This window comes from Enorma phocaeensis (assembly GCF_900186505.1).
GTDB classification, from domain to species: domain Bacteria; phylum Actinomycetota; class Coriobacteriia; order Coriobacteriales; family Coriobacteriaceae; genus Enorma; species Enorma phocaeensis.
Genome location: NZ_LT891969.1, coordinates 524,261 through 542,195 on the forward strand (window position 1 = coordinate 524,261; position 17,935 = coordinate 542,195).

Consider the following 17,935-nt stretch of genomic DNA (forward strand, 5'->3'; position numbering starts at 1 on the left):
GCCCGCACCCTTGTTCGCGCGCGCTTGGGGCTTCGAGCCCGTCTGAGTTGTTCCTCGACGAGCTGCCACCCTACACCTCCATTACCACAGGGATGATCATGGGACGGGTGCGGGTGCGGTTCCAGATGAAGTTGGAGATCGAGTCGCGAACAGCCTTGTTCAGCGCACCGGTGCCGTTGCGGGTATAGTCGAACTTGCCCTTCTCGATGGCCTTCATGACGGCAGCGGCGGCATCCGAGCTGAACTCCTCGTCGATGTTGAAGGAGACGCCGCGGCTGGAGAGCTCGACGGCATCGATCTTCTTGCGCTTGAGCGAGACGGTGGCGACGACCGTCACCATGCCGTCGTTCGCAAGCTTCTGGCGATCGCGCAGCACGATCGGATCGGTGTCACCGATGCGCAAGCCATCGACGTAGACCACGCCGGACTCGACCGCCGGACCGCGGCGCACGATGCCGCCGCGCATCTCGAGCGTATCACCGTTGTCGAGAAGGAAGATATGGTCATCGGCAATGCCGACCTTGCGAGCGAGGTTGGCGTGCGCGCGCAGGTGCACTGCCTCGCCATGGACCGGCATGAAGTAGGTCGGCTTCGCCATGGTGAGCATGAGCTTGAGCTCCTCCTGGCTGCCATGGCCCGAGACATGAACGAGCTTGGTGGACTTGTCGACCACCGTGCACTCAAGCTTCGCGAGGCTGTTGATGACCTGCTGTACCGCCTTCTCGTTGCCGGGAACCGGCGTCGCCGAGATGATCACCGTATCGCCCGCATGGATGGAAAGCGTCTTGTGCTCGCCGTTCGCCATGCGCGATAGCGCGGAGAGCGGCTCTCCCTGGGAGCCGGTGCACATGACCACGATGCGGTCGTCGGGGATGCCGTTCACCTCGTAAGCATCGATGATGTCCTGCTCGTCGATCTTGAGATAGCCGAGTTCGCGTGCCACGCGCGTATTGGTGAGCATGGAGCGGCCCGTGACGACGATCTTGCGCCCGCAACGCTTCGCGGCATCGCAGATCTGCTGCAGTCGGTGAATATGGCTCGAGAACGAGGCGACGAACACGCGGCCGGGTGCGTTCTTGATGACGTCATTCAGCGTGGGCCCAACCTCTGCCTCGGATTTAGTGAAGCCGGGAACGGTCGCGTTAGTTGAGTCGGAAAGCAGGAGGTCGACTCCCTGCTTGGCAAAACGCGAGATAGCGGCATAATCGGGCGTGACCCCGTCGATGGGCGTCTGATCGAGCTTGAAGTCGCCCGTATGCATGATCGTTCCCTGCGTGGTCTTGATGTAGACGCCGAGCGCACCGGGGATGGAATGGGTCATCGAGAAGAAATCAACGGAGATCCCACCAAGGTTGATATGCGAACCGCTCTTGACCTCGCGGAACTTAGGCGCCTTGATGCGGAACTCCGCAAGCTTGCCCTCGATGAAGCCGAGTGTGAGCTTGCTGGAGAAGATGGGCACCTTGTTGTTGAGGTCCTGCAGCAGGTACGGTAAGGCTCCGGTATGGTCCTCGTGACCATGCGTGACGATGATGCCGCGCAGCTTGTCCTCGTTCTCGAGAACATAGGTGTAATCAGGCAGCACCAGGTCGATGCCGGGTTGGGAGTCGTCGGGGAACATGAGGCCTGCATCGATGAGCACCATATCAGGGCCGCACTCGATTGCGGTCATGTTCTTGCCGATGCCGTCAAGGCCTCCCAGCGGGATGACCCTCAGCGGTGGGGTTTTCTTTGCCATGTAGGATAAGCTCCTTTCAAGCTGGAATAGCGATGCAAACACGAAGATGCGCTCCAACGCATCCGTGAAACATGTAGATTAGCCATAGGTATAGGTATTTTATCCAGAGTTTGGTGAATGCCCCACCGAGCTCACCGTTACCACAGGAATAACGGAAGAGGCGGATCGCGATGCGCAAAAGGACCTACAAAGCCAAAGCGAGCCCAACATCTAGCGCAAGCCTAAACACCACCACGGCGACCCATCCGAAAGGCAGGGTCGCAACCGAATCAAGCACATACCATGGGGCGACGATCTCAACGGAATGGATGCAGTAGACAGTCATCGAACGGCGGCCACAAGACTCGAGGCTGCGCGTGAGTTTAGGAAATTCCCGTTCGATATACATACAGAACATGCTGATCGCTCCTATGGCGGCAAGGGACCCCACTGGGCCAGCTAAGGCTAGCCCACGGTAGTATCCGTAGCCCAAGTCCATCTCGGACACACCCATGCAAACAGCCCACACGATCAAAGCCATAGCGAACCGCAAAGCAACGCTAACGGTCTGATGCTCAAGGGTTAAGCATCCTCCCTCGTGTGCCGCATATCCACATGACATGAAGAAGAACCCCATGAGCGCTGCAGGCAGGTTCAGAGGAAGGCAGACCGGGCAATAGATCGAGAGAGCTATCGAGGTTATTCCCGCTAGAATCCCAATAACAAGGAGACTTAGCGTGAGCCTCCTCTCATGATTCAAACGCGCGAGCACAAAAGCAAGCATAAGACGCGCACAGAATAGATCAAGCAAAAACCAAGCCGGACCCACTATGGGAATCCCCGTCACGCTGTAGCTCACGTTGAGAACTAACGCTCGCAGCACAGTTGAACCCAACAATAGTGGCGACCCATCCCCTTCCCAAAGATTATTGGCCAAAGAGGCATATAGGGAAAGAAGAACCCAAGGGCAGAGTAACTGTGGAGCCGATCGACGCGCCGTCTCCCCTACTGGACGCGCGTGGAAGGTATAGCCCGCTAAAAAGAAAAACAGCGGAATCTGAAACGAACCCATCAAGGAATGGAGAATCGCAGGAGCGCTATCGGTATGGTAGATAACGACCGCGATGATCGCTATGCCCTTTGCGGCATCAATCCATCCGATACGCTTCGGCGTCATGTCCCCCCCAAGTGAAAAGCAAGAAGGCGTACAGGTGCTTGCCCTGTACGCCTTCCAGCATGCTCCCTTAGGAGAAAGTATACGCCTTAGCCCTCGTGATGGCGGCGGGGGGCACGGCTCCCGTTATCACCGGGACGGCGACGCGGGCGGTCACCGTGGCCTCGACCCTGGCGGTCACGCGACTCGCGGCGCTGACGGCCCTCGCCCTCGCTATGACCCGACCCTTCGGGTGCCTGGGGCTTGTCGAGGCGGTCGAGGGAGATCTTACCCTTGTCATCGATCTCGATGACCTTGACCTTCACAGCATCGCCGATGTTGAGCACGTCCTCGACGCGATCGACGCGACCCTCGGCAACGCGGGAGATGTGCAGCAGGCCGTCCTTCTCGCCGAAGAGGCGCACGAATGCACCGAACTCCTTGATGGTGACGACGGTGCCATCGTAGACCTCGCCGACCTCCGGCTCGCGGATGATCTCCTTGATCTGGGCGAGCGCATCGGCAACGGAGTCGCCGACGCCGCCCACGACCACGGAACCATCCTGCTCGACGTTGATGGTCGTACCGGTCTCGTCCTGGATGCCGCGAATCGTCTCGCCACCCTTGCCGATGATGTCGCGGATCTTGTCAACAGGAACCATGATGGTCTGGATCTGAGGCGCCGTGGAGCGAAGCTCGGCGCGGGGCTCGGGGATGACGTCGAGCATCTTGCCCAAGATAAAGGCGCGGCCCTCCTTGGCCTGCTGGAGCGCCTGGGCAAGGATGTCGAACGTGAGACCGGTGGCCTTGTTATCCATCTGGAGGGCCGTGATACCGCGCTCGGTGCCGGTCACCTTGAAGTCCATATCGCCAAGGAAGTCCTCGATGCCCTGGATGTCGGAGAGGACGACGGTCTTGCCCTCTTCCTGGATGAGACCCATGGCGATACCGGAGACGGGACGCTTGATGGGAACGCCGCCGTCCATGAGCGCCAAGCAGCTCGCGCAGGTGGAAGCCATCGAAGAGGAGCCGTTGGACTCCATGACCTCGGAGACCACGCGGATGGCGTAGGGGAACTCGCTCTCGTCAGGAAGCACCGGAAGCAGGGCGCGCTCAGCGAGGTTGCCATGGCCGATCTCGCGGCGCTTGGGAGCACCGATGCGACCGGTCTCGCCGGTGCAGAACGGCGGGAAGTTGTACTGGTGCATGTAGCGCTTCCCGTCGACCGGCTCGATGGTGTCGAGGCGCTGCCCCTCGCTCAGCATGCCAAGCGAGAGCACCGAGAGCACCTGGGTCTGGCCGCGCTGGAACAAGCCGGAACCGTGTACGAGCGGCAGGTAGGAGTCCTTGACCATGATGGGACGGATTTCGTTCGCCGCACGGCCGTCGACGCGCTCGCCGGTCTCGACGACCATGGTGCGCATGGCGCGCTTCTCGAGCTTCTTGAGGTTCACCGGGATCTCGCGCTCCCAAGCGAGCTGCTCCTCCTCGGTGAACTCGGCACGGATGCGCTCCTTGAGCTCCTCGACGTGAGCGATACGGGACAGCTTGTCAGCATCAGAGAGGGCGGCGTACATCTCGTCGTAATGAGCGAAGATGCGCTCCTCCACCTCGGGCACGGGCTGGTCGAGCTCGTACTCCTTGGGCTGGATGGGGCCGTTCACGCGCTCCCATTCCTCGACGAAGGCGAGCTGAGCGTCGCAGAAAGCACCGATCGCCTCCTGGCCGAAGCGCATGGCGGCGAGCATGTCGTCCTCCGAGACCTCCTCGGCACCCGCCTCGACCATGGAGATAAAGTCCCTCGTGCCGGCGAGTTCGAGATCGAGATCGGAGTTCTCGCGCTCCTCATAGGTGGGGTTGACGATGAACTCGCCCGTCTCCTTATCGCGCCCGATGCGCACGCAGGCCAGCGGCCCCTCGAAGGGCACGCCGCCGAGGGTGAGCGCAAGCGAGGCGCCCATCGTGCAGATCACATCGATGGGGTTCTTCTGGTCGGCCACGAGCGAGGTGGCAACGATCTGAACCTCGTTGCGGAAACCATCCGGGAAGCTCGGGCGGATGGGGCGGTCGATCATGCGAGCGGTAAGCGTTGCCTTCTCAGACGGACGACCCTCGCGCTTAAGATAGCCGCCCGGGATGCGCCCGGCAGCATACATTTTCTCGTTGAAATCGACCGTGAGCGGGAAGAAGTCGTAGTTCTTGCGCTCCTTGCTCACGACGACGGTCACGAGCGCGGTGGTATCGCCCTGCTTGACAAGGGTAGCCCCGGTTGCCTGCTTGGCGAGCTCGCCCGCCTCGAGCGTATAGGTCTTGCCGTACAGCTCGAACGTTCTGCTTACGAGTGACATTTCTCTCCTTCATCTCCGTACACCCCGTTGTGTACGGGCTTCATCGTGCCCGGCGATCCCAGCCGGGCGGTGTAGGACCGATCTTTCGGTCCTCACATGAAAAGGAGCCCCATCGCGGGGCTCCTACATGCACAACCTACTGGATGTTGTCGCGGATGCCGAGCTTCGCGATGAGTTCACGGTACTCGACGATGTCGTTCTTCTTGATGTAGGACAGAAGACGACGACGGCGACCGACGATCATGAGAAGACCGCGACGGGTGTGGAAGTCCTTCGGGTGGGTCTTCATGTGCTCGGTGAGCTCGCGGATGCGCTCGGTGGCGATGGCAACCTGGACCTTGGGGTTGCCGGTGTCCTGGGCGTTCTTGCCGAACTCGACGGTGAGCTCCGCCTTGCGCTCCTTGGATACGGTCATGTCAACACCTTTCTCTCGTATCCGCCCGGCACTGGGGGGCCGCCGGTGCAGCGAGCCGCCAAGTGCGGGTAAACCAACAGCTCGATATGGTACCACAACTCGGAATATCCTCGTAACCTGCACAAGTTGCATGGCTAGACCAAGGCATCGGCTGCACGTGGACTCCGTGCAGGATATCTACACGCCGAGCATGAACTCGAGGCCGCGCAGGCGCACGTCGAGGTGCGTTGCGGCCCATACATGCGCGAGCGCGAGTAGGAAGGTCGCCGTCATAGGCTCGATGGGGGCAGCAGCGAGCTCGTCGAGTTTGAGCGTCATGAGCGAGCGCAGCCAACCGACGACCGTAGCATCGACCGCCTCGGCACCGGCGACGCTCGACGCACAGGAGGCGCAAAGCAGCCCGCCCGCGGTGGCTGAGAAGTACGTGACGTCAGCGTCTCCACAGAACACGCACCCGCGGTAATCGGGCCGGTAACCGACATGCGCGAGAAGCTTCATGATGTATGCCGCCACGAGGAGGTCCTGGTGCGGGCCGTCCTGCTCGCCTCCCATGCCGCCGAGCACCTCGAGAGTGCGCGCCGTGATCGCGAACACGAAGGGATCCTCGGCATCCTCGAAGATGCAGGCGCGGCATACATCTGCTATCGCGCTCGTAGCTGAAAGGAGCTCCAAGGTAGGCGCGGAGCCAAGCGGGGCTGCAAGCAGCCGCGCTTCAGCGATCACATCGAGCGACCTGCCCCGAGCAAGGAGCAGATCGACCTCGCAGCCGATCTCGCACCGGGCGGCAAGCCGGCTTCCAGGCTTGCGCGCGCCCTTGCCGACCGCACGCACCTCGCGCCCTCCCTCGTCGAGCAGCGTGTAGATGAGGTCGGTCTCCTTGAGCTTCGTCTTACTGAGAACGATCGCCCTCGTGCGATAAGTCCTACTTGCCGCCACGCAACCCGCTCATTCCCCTAAAGTGCCCAACGATACAGTATCCCGGCTCTAGTCATCGGCGCTGTAGCCCAAGCGCCTGATCTCGCGCACGTCGGTGCGCCAGTTCTTCTGCACGCGCACGTCGAGCTCGAGGAAGATGCGGCAGCCGAAGATCTGCTCCAGATCGCGCCGAGCATCGATGCCGATTGCCTTGAGCAGCGCACCCTTCTTGCCGATGATGATCCCTTTCTGTCCGTCGCGCTCGACGTAGATGGTGCAGTGGAGCCTAAGCAGGCCGCGCTTGCGCTCGAACTCGTCGCAGACGACGCCAACGGAGTGCGGCACCTCCTCGCGCGTGCGCAGAAGCACCTTCTCACGCACGAACTCCGCGACGACGGTCTCATCGGGTATGTCGGTCGCCATGCCCTCAGGGAACCATTCGGGGCCTTCTGGCAGGTAGCTTGCAACCAGATCGATGAACGCATCGACGTTGAAGCCCTCTGTCGCCGAGAGCACGATGACATCGTCGAAATCGATGAGCGCGCGCGCCGCATCGACCTGCTTGGCAACGAGTTCCGGCGATGCGAGATCTGCCTTGGTGAGGACGAGGATGCGCTTGGCAGAGCTCTTGGCGATGCGCTCGGCGATCCAGGCGTCACCCTTGCCCACGGGCTTCGACGCATCGATCAAAAAGCACAGCACGTCTACGTCATCGAGCTCGGAGAGCGCGCTCTTGTTGAGCTCGCTGCCGAGCGAGTCCTGAGGCTTATGGATGCCCGGAGTATCCACGAAGACGATCTGGAGGCCTTCGCGGCGCACGACGCCGCACATACGGCGTCGAGTGGTCTGCGCCACCGGAGAGGTGATGGCCATCTTCGTGCCCATGCAGGCGTTCATGAGGGTAGATTTACCGGCGTTGGGCCTGCCTACAAGCGCGACGAAGCCGCTGCGCAAGGCACTTCCCGCCTCGAGTGGCTCATCCGCAGGGACGGTCTCAACAAGGGCATCGAGCTCCTCGTCGGTAAGGTCGGCGAACGGATCGTGCTCGATGGTATCGGTCATAGCTTCCTCCTCTAAAGCAGGGTGAATGCACGGATGAACACGATGAGGCCAACGATGGCAGCCGTCACGGAGAGGGTGAAGACGCTCGCTGCAGCGATATCCTTCGCCCGCTTAGCGAGCGGGTGAAGCTCCTGGGTGGCGAGGTCTACGATAGCCTCGATCGAAGTGTTCACGAGCTCGCCGAAGATCACGAGCCCTATGCAGAGCGTGATGAGTACCCACGAGAGGGCATCGATCCTAAGGACGATGCCCGCGACGACGGCAGCTGCACCCACGCAGAGCTGAACCTTTATGTTGCGCTCTGTGGCGACCGCCGTCTTAAAGCCCTCGAACGCATAAGCGAACGATCGCAGGAACGTGGGGTGCTCCTTGTTGGACCCGGGGATCATGGACTTCCCTACCCTTCATCCTCGTGACGTGTCGTGGGGCCGATGACGACGCTGCTGGGGTCATCACCGCGCGCCGACGCGAGAGCACGCAAAATCTCGAGCTCGCGTGCCTCCATCGCGAGCGCCTCGTCTTCCACCAGGTGGTCATAGCCAAGAAGATGCAACATGCCGTGGACGAGCATGAGCCGGCATTCATCGACAGCCGTGGTCTTGAACCCAGGAGCCTGACGAGCGATAACCATCGGCGCGAGCATGATGTCGCCGAGTTCTACCACCTCATCCGGTTGTAATCCAGGGTCATCCGGCGCATCGCATTCAAATGAGAGGACATCGGTAGGGGCATCGATACCGCGCCAGGTTGCGTTGAGCTCGCGCATCTGCTCATCCCCGATGAACGATACCGAAACCTCGACCGGACGGTCGATGCCCTCTGCGGCAAGGACCGCTGCGCAGATCTCCTCGACCTCCCGCGCGTCAAGCAGGCGCTCGACACCCTCCTCGAAAGATACCAGGACGCCCATGCTACCTCACCGCCTTTTGCCCGCGGTCGCTGTTGCGCGAAGAAGCCGAGGCTTCACGTGCTCGGTCGTAGGCATCATAAGCCTCGACGATGCGCCCTACGAGGGCATGGCGCACCACGTCGGCGCGATCGAGGTGAATGAACGCGACATCCCGCACGCCAGCAAGGATCTCCTCGATATCGGTTAGGCCGCCTTTGCGACCCATGAGATCGCGCTGCGTCATATCACCGGTAACGATGAACTTCGAGTTGAAACCAAGTCGCGTCAAGAACATCTTCATCTGCTCGGGAGTTGTGTTCTGCGCCTCGTCGAGCACGACGAAGGCGTCATTCAGCGTGCGACCGCGCATGTAGGCGAGCGGTGCGATCTCGATGATGCCGTCCTCGATGAGCTGGTTTCCGCGCTCCATATCGGTCATGTCGAAGAGTGCATCGAAGAGCGGGCGCACGTAGGGGTCGATCTTCTCTTGCAGCGTTCCGGGCAAAAAGCCCAGGTTCTCCCCCGCCTCGACCACCGGGCGCGTGAGCACGATGCGGCCCACCTCATGGCGCTTGAGTGCTGCCACGGCCATCGCCATGGCAAGATAGGTCTTACCGGTACCGGCGGGGCCCAGGCAGAAGGTCACCGTGTTGGAGCGGATGGCGTCGATGTAGCGCTTCTGGCCGACCGTTTTAGGGCGGATCGCCTTGCCCCGAAAGGTAAGCAGGATATCGTCGCGAAAACCGGAGATGTCCATAACGCTCTCGCGCAGCGTCTGCAGCGCGCGCACGACTTCGTCCTCGGTTGGCGCTCCACCATCGCGCACCTCTCGAAAGAGATAGGTGAACAGCCTCGTGAGGATCTCGACCTCTTCTGAGGAGCCTTTGATGGAGACCTGCCCGCCTCGCACCACGATGCGCGCGGTCGTAAGCCCCTCGATCGCGCGAAGAACCGAATCTCCGCCCCCAACGATGCGGGCCTCGTCAACCCCGTCCGGAATACCCAGCTTAACGCTAGCTGTGTCCATCATGCCCCTTTCACAGCACCAAGGGCACCGCCCTCATTGAGCTCTCCGATAAGGGATCCGCCCTCTTCAATACCCATGATAGCAACGTCGACGAGCGCGGGCGCCAAGCCATGGGCACCCTTCACGTCGATGGCATGGAACGACGCCGTGGTCCCCCGCGTGCCGCGCTCTATGACAACGCGCTCTACGCTGCCTATTCGGAAAAGGGCATCTCGGCGACCAAGCTCGACAGCGAGTTCACGCGCCTGCCGGCTCCGCTGCTCCTTGACGCGCGGGTCGACCTGATCGGGCATATCGCAGGCAATTGTTCCCGGTCGGGGGCTGTACCTGAACACGTGCATGCGCGAGAACCCGACGCGGTCGCAGAGCGCGAGGGACTCTTCGAAGTCGGCATCGCTCTCGCCGGGAAAGCCGACGATCAGATCGCATGAGAGCGATACGTTGGGAACCCGCTCCCTGATGGTTCGGCAAAGGTCTTCGAACGACTCTCCCGTATACGGCCTGCCCATGCGCTCGAGGGTGCGGGTGCATCCCGATTGGAGGGGCAGATGGAGGTACGGGGCGACACGCCCCTCCGAGGCCGCCATGGCTTCGATAAGGCGCTCGCTCACGTCCATCGGCTCGATAGACGAGAGCCTGATCTGAGGTATCCGGGTCTCACGCAGGATGATGCCGAGCAACTCGTCGATCTCCACATGCTCGTCGCCGGGACCCGCTCCGTCGTAGGCACCAAGGTTCACGCCGGTTAGGACGACCTCGGGCAGCCCCGCTCTCTCGACGGCGCGAACCTGGTCGAGCACGGCATCTACGGGCACGGAGCGCTCCGGGCCGCGTGCCTTCCATACTATGCAGTACGTGCACCTGTTATTGCAGCCGTCTTGGATCTTAACGCCCACGCGCGCCTGCCTGAAACGGGCGCTCCCAACGCCGGCATCCTTGCCGTCGAATGTGAGTCCGAGAAGCTCCGCCGCACGGGAAACGATGTTCACCTTGGAAGATTCGACCCGCACGCGTTCTGAGAGCTCGCGCAGGGCATCAGGGTGCAGGTTCGCTGCGCATCCCGTAGCTATCACCCAAGGAGAGCGAGCCCGGTTGAGCGCGTGTCGAACAGCCTTGCGGGTCTTGGATTCCGCCTCGCCAGTCACAGCGCAGGTGTTGACGATGATGAGTTCGGCCTCGTCGGGCTCGACTAAGCGAAAGCCCTCCCGCTCAAGCTCCCGTTCGATATGGTCTGACTCGACGCGGTTCACACGGCAACCGAGGTTGATGACGGAGACAAAGGGATTGGCCACGTTACCCTCTCTTGAAGCGGTGAAGGTTGGTAGGTTGCGCTAGTCGAGGATGTCGTCGATGGCATCCCGGATACGGTCGCCCATGGTGCGGCGACCGCGAGAGTAGTCCTCGCCCATCTCATCCGCATAGCGTTCGAGCAGCGAGCGCGCCTCGCCGCTGAGCTTGCGCGGAACCTCGACGCGGACCCGTGCGATGGCCCGTCCGCGGCCGGAGCCTCCAACGGCAGGCATTCCCATGCCCGGAGCTTCAACCGAATCGCCGTACTGCGTTCCCGCGGGGACCGTGAAGGCGATCGTCTCATCGGGCATGATGCCGGCAACCTCGATGGTACAGCCAAGCGCCGCTTGAGCGATTGAGACGCTGATATCGCAAATGAGATCATCACCCGAGCGCTGGAAACGGTCATGCTCCTCGATTGCCACGGTTACCAGCAAGTCACCGGAGGACTCACCTCGGTACCCCGCCTCACCATAGTCCCGGACGCGCAGCTGGCGCCCAGAGGCGATGCCCGCAGGAATCTGAATGTCGATCTTCTCATGATTAGGCGTCCTGCCTTGGCCACCGCACATATCGCAAGGATGGTCGATGACCGTGCCCTCGCCGTTGCAGTCTGGGCACGGTGAGGAGGACTGGAACTGCCCGAAGATGGAGCGCTGGACCGATGTGACGAAGCCCGTGCCATGGCAGCGCTCGCAGGTCTTCTCGTGCGCGCCCTCTGCCGCACCCGTGCCATGGCAGTCCTCGCACGGAGCGAGGCGGTCGTACGTAACGGTCTTCTTGCAGCCGAGCGCCGCTTCTTCAAGGGTGATGGTGAGCGTGACCGCCATATCGCGGCCACGACGGTGCGCCGAGCGATTCGAGCCTTGGCGCCCCATGCCTCCTCCGAAGAACGAGGAGAAGATGTCGTCCATCCCCATGCCACCGAAGATATCGCTAAAATCGACGTATCCTTGGCCGCCCATGCCCTCGGCAGTGCCGAACCGATCATAGTTGGCGCGCTTCTGCTCATCGGAGAGGACCGAATAGGCCTTGTTCAGCTCCTTGAACTTCTCTTCGGCGTCAGGATCGTCAGAAACATCCGGGTGCACCTTGCGCGCCTTCTTGAGAAACGCCCGCTTTATGGTTCGCTGGTCGGCATCGCGATCGACACCCAGCACCTCGTAGTAATCCTTCGAACCCGGCACGTTGGAAACCTTCCCCCCATGATGATGTACGTCATCTCATACTGGCCGACAAGCGCCGACCGTGGAACATAGTACCCCTATCAACGTGGCATTAAACCACTCAGAACCAGCCTCAAGCCGCTGCGCGGCGCGCATTGATAACGCTTGCGACATTGATTATTGCAGAAGAGCGCCCCTACCAATATCCAAACGGCATCATGCGCGGATACATCATGCAGCTCGATAGCCAGCCAAGCAGGATCGCGTAGAACACGGCGTTTGCGAAACCGTTAACGACGTGCGTGGCGCCGCGCTTCCACCACGTGAGCGATCGATGGGAAAGCGCTTCTTGACCCGCCGCCATGACGCCCATCACCAAAGGAATGAGGGAGACGAGCGCAAGCAGCCTGAAAGAAGGAACGACGATGCCCAAGATGATGAAGGGCAGCGCGAACCCGACCATGCGGAAGCCCTGACGGGCCCGGTCGCCCAAGCGTTCGGCCGCGACGCGTGCCCGCCCCACAAGGTCGCCGGCTGCGGCCCCGTTGGTCCCCGCGTTGCCTAGGCCCTTGATGCGAACCAAGGTGCCATCGTGCGACCCCGCGGGAAACTCGACAACCGCCTCCGAGATGACCTGGTTGCGGCCCGATCCTGCGCACTGGGGGCAGGGGTCGTTGATGACCTTGCCCGACCCGCCGCATTCCGGGCACACCATTTGGAAGACCCCGGCACCGAACAAGAAGGACATATCCACGTCCATGGCGCCCGTGCCTCCGCAGCTCGGACACGTATGCGCATGCTCGGACGAGACCGAACCCGAGCCATGGCATTGGTCGCAAGGCTCGTACCTGCGATACTTCACTGCTTTACGGGCGCCGGAGCGAACCTCCTCGGGAGAGAGGTCGACATCGACCATGATGTCCGCACCTTCCTCGGGGTTGAACGCCTGGCCACCGCGGCCGCGCGTACGCTGCGAACTCCACACGCCGCCAAAGGGGAATCCACCAAAGCCGCTGGTATAGAACCCGCTCGAAGAACCGGCATAGGGGTTTTGGCGTGGGGCACCCGAGTAGGCGGCATACGGATTACCAGAGCGCATGGCATCATACCGGGCGCGCTTCTGCTCGTCCGAAAGGACGGCATAGGCCTCGGAAACCTCCTTGAAGCGCTCCTCCGCATCCGGTTCCTTGTTGACATCGGGGTGCAGCTTGCGAGCCTTCTGCTGAAAGGCTTTCTGGATCTCTTTCGCGGTCGCGTCCTTGGATACACCGAGGATCGCGTAATAGTCTTTCTCGTTCATGCCTGCCATGGGGCGGGAATACCTCCTGCTAGTCGCGAGCATACGTATTGTACCGAACTGGGGCCGCTCTCATACCTGATATCGTAATCGAACGGGTCCGCCATAACTGTCAACAAGGAGACCTCATCGCTCTACATGAAAGAGGACTCACCTGATTACGAGCTAGCCAAATCCCACATGAGCCCATAGAGCTCGTTACCCAAAAGCCAGCCGCGCTCAGTGGGTTGCAAGGCGCCGGTGACGCTATCGATCGCTGCGAGCCCCTGATGTAATGCCCGAGCTATGGCTTCATCGACCCGAACTTTACCGATGACATCCCTTGCCTGTTCGAGCAGCGTGACAGGCGCTCCCGCAGTCATACGCATCGCGAGCATGAGGTCCTCGGCCATGGCCTCTCGCGCGCCAAGGCATTCGAGCTCGAAGCGCGTAGCTTCATCATCTTTCTGCACCAAGCGAATGCGCGCGGCTCCTCCATCGGATTCACTCATTCCAAACAGATTTGCGAACATGCGGAGCTCATCCGCTGCAACCATGCTCGCAGCGGATCTGCCGATCCCAAGGTAGCTCGCACCGGTCCAGTAAGCGCAATTGTGCCGGCATATCTTTCCAGGCTTGGCGTAGCTTGCAACTTCGTAGCGCTCAAACCCGGCATGCAAGAGCCGGTCCCCTGCCAGCTCCATGCACTCAGCTTGGAAGTCTTCGTCTGGATCGAGGGTCGGATCGGCCTCGGCGCGGCGAGCGAGCGGCGTGCCTTCCTCTATGGTCAAAGGGTAGACGGATACATGCCCGGGAGCGCAAGCGATGGCGACGTCGAGCGAGTGATTCCAGCTCGCCAGCGTCTGACCGGGCAGGCCGCACATGAGATCACATGAGGTGTCAAGTCCGCTGCTCAGCGCAGCTTCTATTGCTGCACGAGCGCTCGGCGTATCATGCAATCTGCCTATTGCACGCAACTCATCGTCAACAAAGCTCTGGACGCCGATCGAGACCCTGGTTACACCGGAACAGGCGAGCTCGCCGGCCAGCGGGGCATCGAAAGACTCGGGGTTCGCCTCGACTGTGAACTCGACGGGATCGCACCACTCGCGAACGCGTTTCACCAGCCAAGGAAGGCGAGAACCGAGCACCGTAGGAGTACCTCCACCGATGTATACCGTGGCTACATGCGCAAACGCTCCCGCTGCGCCAAAGGAGTCAAGGCGATTGCACAGGCGATCGAGGTAGACGCTCGCCGCGCGTTCAAGCGAAATCCCATTGCACGCACGCGAATCGAAATCGCAATAAGAGCATTTTGCATGGCAGAAAGGTATATGGATGTAGAGGGCTTCTATGGGCATGTCCGGCCTTTGTTCAGATGCTACAACCGCCATGATAGGCGAACTTTCGAATATCCGCAGGAATCGGTAAAACTCGCGCGTCTTGGCGGTGGTCGCCGCCGGATTTCCCGCAAGCCAAACGGCAGTCTTCACCGTGCTTCCCGCAAGCCGAGCGGTGCTCGCTACCCAGCGCGAACCATCTCGTCGAACAGGTCTCGCGCATCGCCCTAACGAGAAGCAATTCCGAGGCAGACTGCCGTTAGTCCTCTAGCTAGCTTGCCGCAGAGGCTCGCTGCTCCGTATCATGCTCTACATCGTGCTCGATCTCGTCGACCAGCGCGCAGAACTCCTCATACGCGCTGCACCTAACCACTTTGCCGCGCCAGGTCGCCGCGTGAGGTAGGCCCTTCAGGTACCACGTGGCGTACGTGCGGGCGCGCGCCATCGCACGGGGCACGAGCTCGTGCGTGAGCGCCAGGTGCTCGCGAAGCGCAGTCAAGCGCTCCCGCGCATCGTGCTCCGGCACGGGCGTCCCCTCGAGCGCGAGCGCCCGCGCGTCACGGAAGATCCAGGGGTTGCCGTAGGACCCGCGCGCGATGAAGACCGCGCTCGCGGCCGTCTCGCCGAGCATGCGCGCGGCGTCCGCGGCCGTGAACACGTCGCCCGACCCGACGACCGGGATCGCGACGGCATGCGCCACCTCGTCGATGACCGTCCAGTCGGCGGTGCCGGTGTAGAGCTGCTTGGCGGTCCTGCCGTGCACGGCCACGGCGGCGGCGCCGGCCCCCTCGAGCATCTCGGCGAAGGCGGGCGCCACGCGCTCGCCGCTATGGAAGCCGGTGCGGATCTTCACGGTCACGGGCACGTGGGCGCGCGAGACCGCGGCGCGCACGATGCGCTCGGCGGTGAGCGGGTCGTCCATGAGGGCCGATCCCTCCCCCTTCGTGATGACCTTGCGCGCGGGGCACGCCATGTTGATGTCGATGAGCGCGAGCCTGTCGCCCACGCGCTCCTCGACCGCCTCGACGGCCTCGGCGAACTGCTCGGGCTTGCTGCCGAAAAGCTGCACGGCGATCAAGGGCTCCTCCGCGGCCGGCAGGACAAGCTCCCAGGTGCGCTCGCTCGCGTAGTGGAGCCCCGCGACGCTCACCATCTCGCTGTACGCGAGGGGCGCGCCGTGCCGGCGCATCATGACGCGGTAGGCGCCGTCGGTGACGCCCGCCATGGGCGCCATGATGAAGGGGTGCTCGCTGTAGAACGAGCGAAGCTGTTCGGCAAATGAGCTCATAGGTAAACCAGTTCCATGAAGGCATCGCACGACCGTCAAACTCTCGCCCACATCGACGCGTTTTGACGCTCATGCGATGCCGGTGCCTGCAGGTAGCGACCCGGCGGATCGAGATGCCCTAGTCCTCGACCTTGAGGATGGCGAGGAAGGCCTCCTGCGGCACCTCGACCGAACCGATGGCCTTCATGCGCTTCTTGCCCTCCTTCTGCTTCTCGAGGAGCTTGCGCTTGCGCGAGATGTCGCCGCCGTAGCACTTGGCGAGCACGTCCTTGCGCCGGGCCTTCACCGTCGAGCGGGCGATGATCTTGTTGCCGATCGCGCCCTGGATGGGCACCTCGAAGAGCTGCCGCGGGATGATCTCCTTGAGCTTGTCGCAAAGACCGCGCGCGAGTGCATAGGCCTTGTCCTTGTGGACGATGAACGACAGCGCGTCGACCTCGTCGCCGGAAAGCAGAATGTCGAGCTTCACGAGCTCGCTCGTGCGGTAGTCGGCGAAGTCGTAGTCGAGCGAGGCATAGCCCTTCGTTCGGCTCTTGAGCTGGTCGAAGAAGTCGAGGATGAGCTCGGCGAGCGGGATGTCGAAGCGCATCTCCACGGACTTCTGCGAGAGATGCACCATGTCGGTCATGACGCCGCGGTGCTCGATGGAGAGCTGCATCACCGCACCGGTATACTCGGGCGGCACGATTACCTTAGCCTTGAGGAACGGCTCCTCGATGTGATCGATCCGCGTGACATCCGGAAGATCTTGGGGGCTGCGCACGCACAGCATCTCACCATCGGTTTTGAACACGTGGTAGTCCACGCTGGGACTCGTCGCGATGAGGTCGAGGTCGAATTCGCGCTCGAGACGCTCCTTAACGACCTCCATATGAAGGAGTCCCAAGAAACCTACGCGGAAACCGAAGCCGAGCGCAACAGAGGTCTCAGGGGTCCATATGAGCGACGGGTCGTTCACCCGAAGCTTTTCAAGCGCATCTCGCAGATTCTCGTAGTCCTTGTTATCGATCGGGAAGATGCCGGTGTATACCATCGGCTTCGCCTCGCGGTACCCGGGCAGGGGCTCCGCGCAGGGACGGTCGCGATACGTGAGCGTATCGCCCACGTGCACGGCCTCGGGATCCTTAAGGCCCGTGACCACGAAGCCAACCTCGCCAACCGCGAGCTCATCCACCAAGGTCTCGGCAGGGCGCTTGACGCCGACGCCGTCTACGAGGAAGCCGTGGCCCTTCTGCATCATAACGAGCTGGTCGCCCTTGCGAATGCGCCCGTCGATGACGCGCACCGTGGCAACCACGCCGCGATACTCATCGAAGTAGGAATCAAGGATGAGCGCCTTGAGCGGGGCGTCCGCGTCGCCTGCGGGAGGCGAGATGAGGAACACGATCGCCTCGAGGAGGTCGTGGATGCCCTCGCCGGTCTTGCCCGACACGCACACGGCGTCGTCAGCGGGGATAGCGAGCTCGTCCTCAATCTCGATCTTGACCTCCTCGGGATGGGCCGAGGGCAGGTCGATCTTGTTGATCGCGGGGACGATGTCGAGGTCGGCGTTCATCGCGAGGTTCGCGTTCGAGACCGTCTGCGCCTCGACGCCCTGCGTGGCGTCCACGACGAGCACCGCGCCCTCGCAGGCGGCGAGCGAGCGCGAGACCTCGTAGGTGAAGTCGACATGGCCCGGGGTGTCAATGAGGTTGAACTGGTAGGTCTCGCCGTCGTCGGCGGTGTACATCACCCGCACGGCGTTCGACTTGATGGTGATGCCGCGCTCGCGCTCGATGTCCATGGTGTCGAGCAGCTGGGACTCCATATCGCGCTCCTCGACCGTGTTCGTAAGCTCGAGGATGCGGTCCGATATGGTCGACTTCCCATGGTCGATGTGGGCGACGATCGAGAAGTTGCGGATATGTGAGGTATCAAAGGTGTCCATGGGGCGTATTGTATCCAATCCGCGCGCGTAAAGACGATATGAGCTGAACATTGAGCCCCTCCTCCTGTCGCAGGTCCGTGGGTCGGGCGACAATGGTCGTATCCCGCAACCGTGGCCGCGCG

Annotated in this window: 15 protein-coding genes; all 15 read right to left on the reverse strand. The window is 61.9% G+C overall.

Annotated features, from left to right (window positions below):
- Positions 1–70: 70 nt before the first annotated feature.
- Positions 71–1,738 (reverse strand): ribonuclease J, encoded by a 1,668-nt coding sequence (locus C1717_RS05310; RefSeq protein WP_102372153.1) that lies wholly within the window; start codon positions 1,736–1,738, stop codon positions 71–73.
- A 184-nt stretch (positions 1,739–1,922) separates the two neighbouring features.
- Positions 1,923–2,894: an acyltransferase family protein gene (locus C1717_RS05315; protein ID WP_102372154.1), complete on the reverse strand. Its 972-nt coding sequence runs from the start codon at positions 2,892–2,894 to the stop codon at positions 1,923–1,925.
- Positions 2,895–2,980: 86 nt separating this feature from the next.
- Entirely contained in the window at positions 2,981–5,218 is a 2,238-nt protein-coding gene (locus tag C1717_RS05320) for a polyribonucleotide nucleotidyltransferase (RefSeq protein ID WP_102372155.1), read from the reverse strand.
- 136 nt (positions 5,219–5,354) lie between these two features.
- Positions 5,355–5,633, reverse strand: coding sequence for a 30S ribosomal protein S15 (gene rpsO / locus C1717_RS05325; protein WP_102372156.1), 279 nt, complete (start codon positions 5,631–5,633; stop codon positions 5,355–5,357).
- Between the two features lie 177 nt (positions 5,634–5,810).
- Positions 5,811–6,569 (reverse strand): DNA repair protein RecO, encoded by a 759-nt coding sequence (recO, locus tag C1717_RS05330; RefSeq protein ID WP_102372157.1) that lies wholly within the window; start codon positions 6,567–6,569, stop codon positions 5,811–5,813.
- A 48-nt stretch (positions 6,570–6,617) separates the two neighbouring features.
- Entirely contained in the window at positions 6,618–7,610 is a 993-nt protein-coding gene (gene era / locus C1717_RS05335) for a GTPase Era (protein ID WP_102372158.1), read from the reverse strand.
- A gap of 11 nt (positions 7,611–7,621) precedes the next feature.
- Positions 7,622–7,999, reverse strand: a complete 378-nt coding sequence (locus C1717_RS05340; RefSeq protein WP_102372159.1) for a diacylglycerol kinase family protein — start codon at positions 7,997–7,999, stop codon at positions 7,622–7,624.
- 8 nt (positions 8,000–8,007) lie between these two features.
- Positions 8,008–8,520, reverse strand: a complete 513-nt coding sequence (gene ybeY, locus C1717_RS05345; protein ID WP_102372160.1) for an rRNA maturation RNase YbeY — start codon at positions 8,518–8,520, stop codon at positions 8,008–8,010.
- A gap of 1 nt (position 8,521) precedes the next feature.
- Positions 8,522–9,526, reverse strand: a complete 1,005-nt coding sequence (locus tag C1717_RS05350) for a PhoH family protein (RefSeq protein ID WP_102372161.1) — start codon at positions 9,524–9,526, stop codon at positions 8,522–8,524.
- Complete coding sequence (locus tag C1717_RS05355) at positions 9,526–10,818, reverse strand: MiaB/RimO family radical SAM methylthiotransferase (RefSeq protein WP_102372162.1); 1,293 nt, start codon at positions 10,816–10,818, stop codon at positions 9,526–9,528. Before C1717_RS05355 ends, C1717_RS05350 begins: the two co-directional genes overlap by 1 nt.
- 39 nt (positions 10,819–10,857) lie before the next feature.
- The gene (dnaJ, locus tag C1717_RS05360; protein ID WP_102372163.1) at positions 10,858–12,003 is read right to left on the reverse strand and encodes a molecular chaperone DnaJ; all 1,146 of its coding nucleotides are present in this window, start codon (positions 12,001–12,003) and stop codon (positions 10,858–10,860) included.
- A gap of 175 nt (positions 12,004–12,178) precedes the next feature.
- On the reverse strand, positions 12,179–13,291 hold the full coding sequence (locus C1717_RS05365) for a DnaJ domain-containing protein (protein WP_245859491.1): 1,113 nt from the start codon (positions 13,289–13,291) through the stop codon (positions 12,179–12,181).
- Positions 13,292–13,437: 146 nt separating this feature from the next.
- Positions 13,438–14,619 carry a radical SAM family heme chaperone HemW gene (hemW, locus tag C1717_RS05370; RefSeq protein ID WP_102372164.1) on the reverse strand — a complete coding sequence of 394 codons (1,182 nt, stop codon included), beginning with the start codon at positions 14,617–14,619 and terminating at the stop codon, positions 13,438–13,440.
- Positions 14,620–14,869: 250 nt separating this feature from the next.
- Positions 14,870–15,886: a tRNA dihydrouridine synthase DusB gene (dusB, locus tag C1717_RS05375; RefSeq protein ID WP_102372165.1), complete on the reverse strand. Its 1,017-nt coding sequence runs from the start codon at positions 15,884–15,886 to the stop codon at positions 14,870–14,872.
- A 118-nt stretch (positions 15,887–16,004) separates the two neighbouring features.
- Entirely contained in the window at positions 16,005–17,813 is a 1,809-nt protein-coding gene (gene lepA / locus C1717_RS05380; RefSeq protein WP_102372335.1) for a translation elongation factor 4, read from the reverse strand.
- Positions 17,814–17,935 lie beyond the last annotated feature (122 nt).

Bases quoted from the DNA above. Each gene is read 5' to 3' on its own strand.
- C1717_RS05365 (WP_245859491.1), bottom strand. From the start codon at position 13,291: ATGGCAGGCATGAACGAGAAAGACTATTACGCGATCCTCGGTGTATCC.
- dusB (WP_102372165.1), bottom strand. From the start codon at position 15,886: ATGAGCTCATTTGCCGAACAGCTTCGCTCGTTCTACAGCGAGCACCCC.
- C1717_RS05350 (WP_102372161.1), bottom strand. From the start codon at position 9,526: ATGGACACAGCTAGCGTTAAGCTGGGTATTCCGGACGGGGTTGACGAG.
- C1717_RS05340 (WP_102372159.1), bottom strand. From the start codon at position 7,999: ATGATCCCCGGGTCCAACAAGGAGCACCCCACGTTCCTGCGATCGTTC.
- C1717_RS05315 (WP_102372154.1), bottom strand. From the start codon at position 2,894: ATGACGCCGAAGCGTATCGGATGGATTGATGCCGCAAAGGGCATAGCG.
- rpsO (WP_102372156.1), bottom strand. From the start codon at position 5,633: ATGACCGTATCCAAGGAGCGCAAGGCGGAGCTCACCGTCGAGTTCGGC.
- hemW (WP_102372164.1), bottom strand. From the start codon at position 14,619: ATGCCCATAGAAGCCCTCTACATCCATATACCTTTCTGCCATGCAAAA.
- era (WP_102372158.1), bottom strand. From the start codon at position 7,610: ATGACCGATACCATCGAGCACGATCCGTTCGCCGACCTTACCGACGAG.
- lepA (WP_102372335.1), bottom strand. From the start codon at position 17,813: ATGGACACCTTTGATACCTCACATATCCGCAACTTCTCGATCGTCGCC.
- C1717_RS05310 (WP_102372153.1), bottom strand. From the start codon at position 1,738: ATGGCAAAGAAAACCCCACCGCTGAGGGTCATCCCGCTGGGAGGCCTT.
- ybeY (WP_102372160.1), bottom strand. From the start codon at position 8,520: ATGGGCGTCCTGGTATCTTTCGAGGAGGGTGTCGAGCGCCTGCTTGAC.
- C1717_RS05320 (WP_102372155.1), bottom strand. From the start codon at position 5,218: ATGTCACTCGTAAGCAGAACGTTCGAGCTGTACGGCAAGACCTATACG.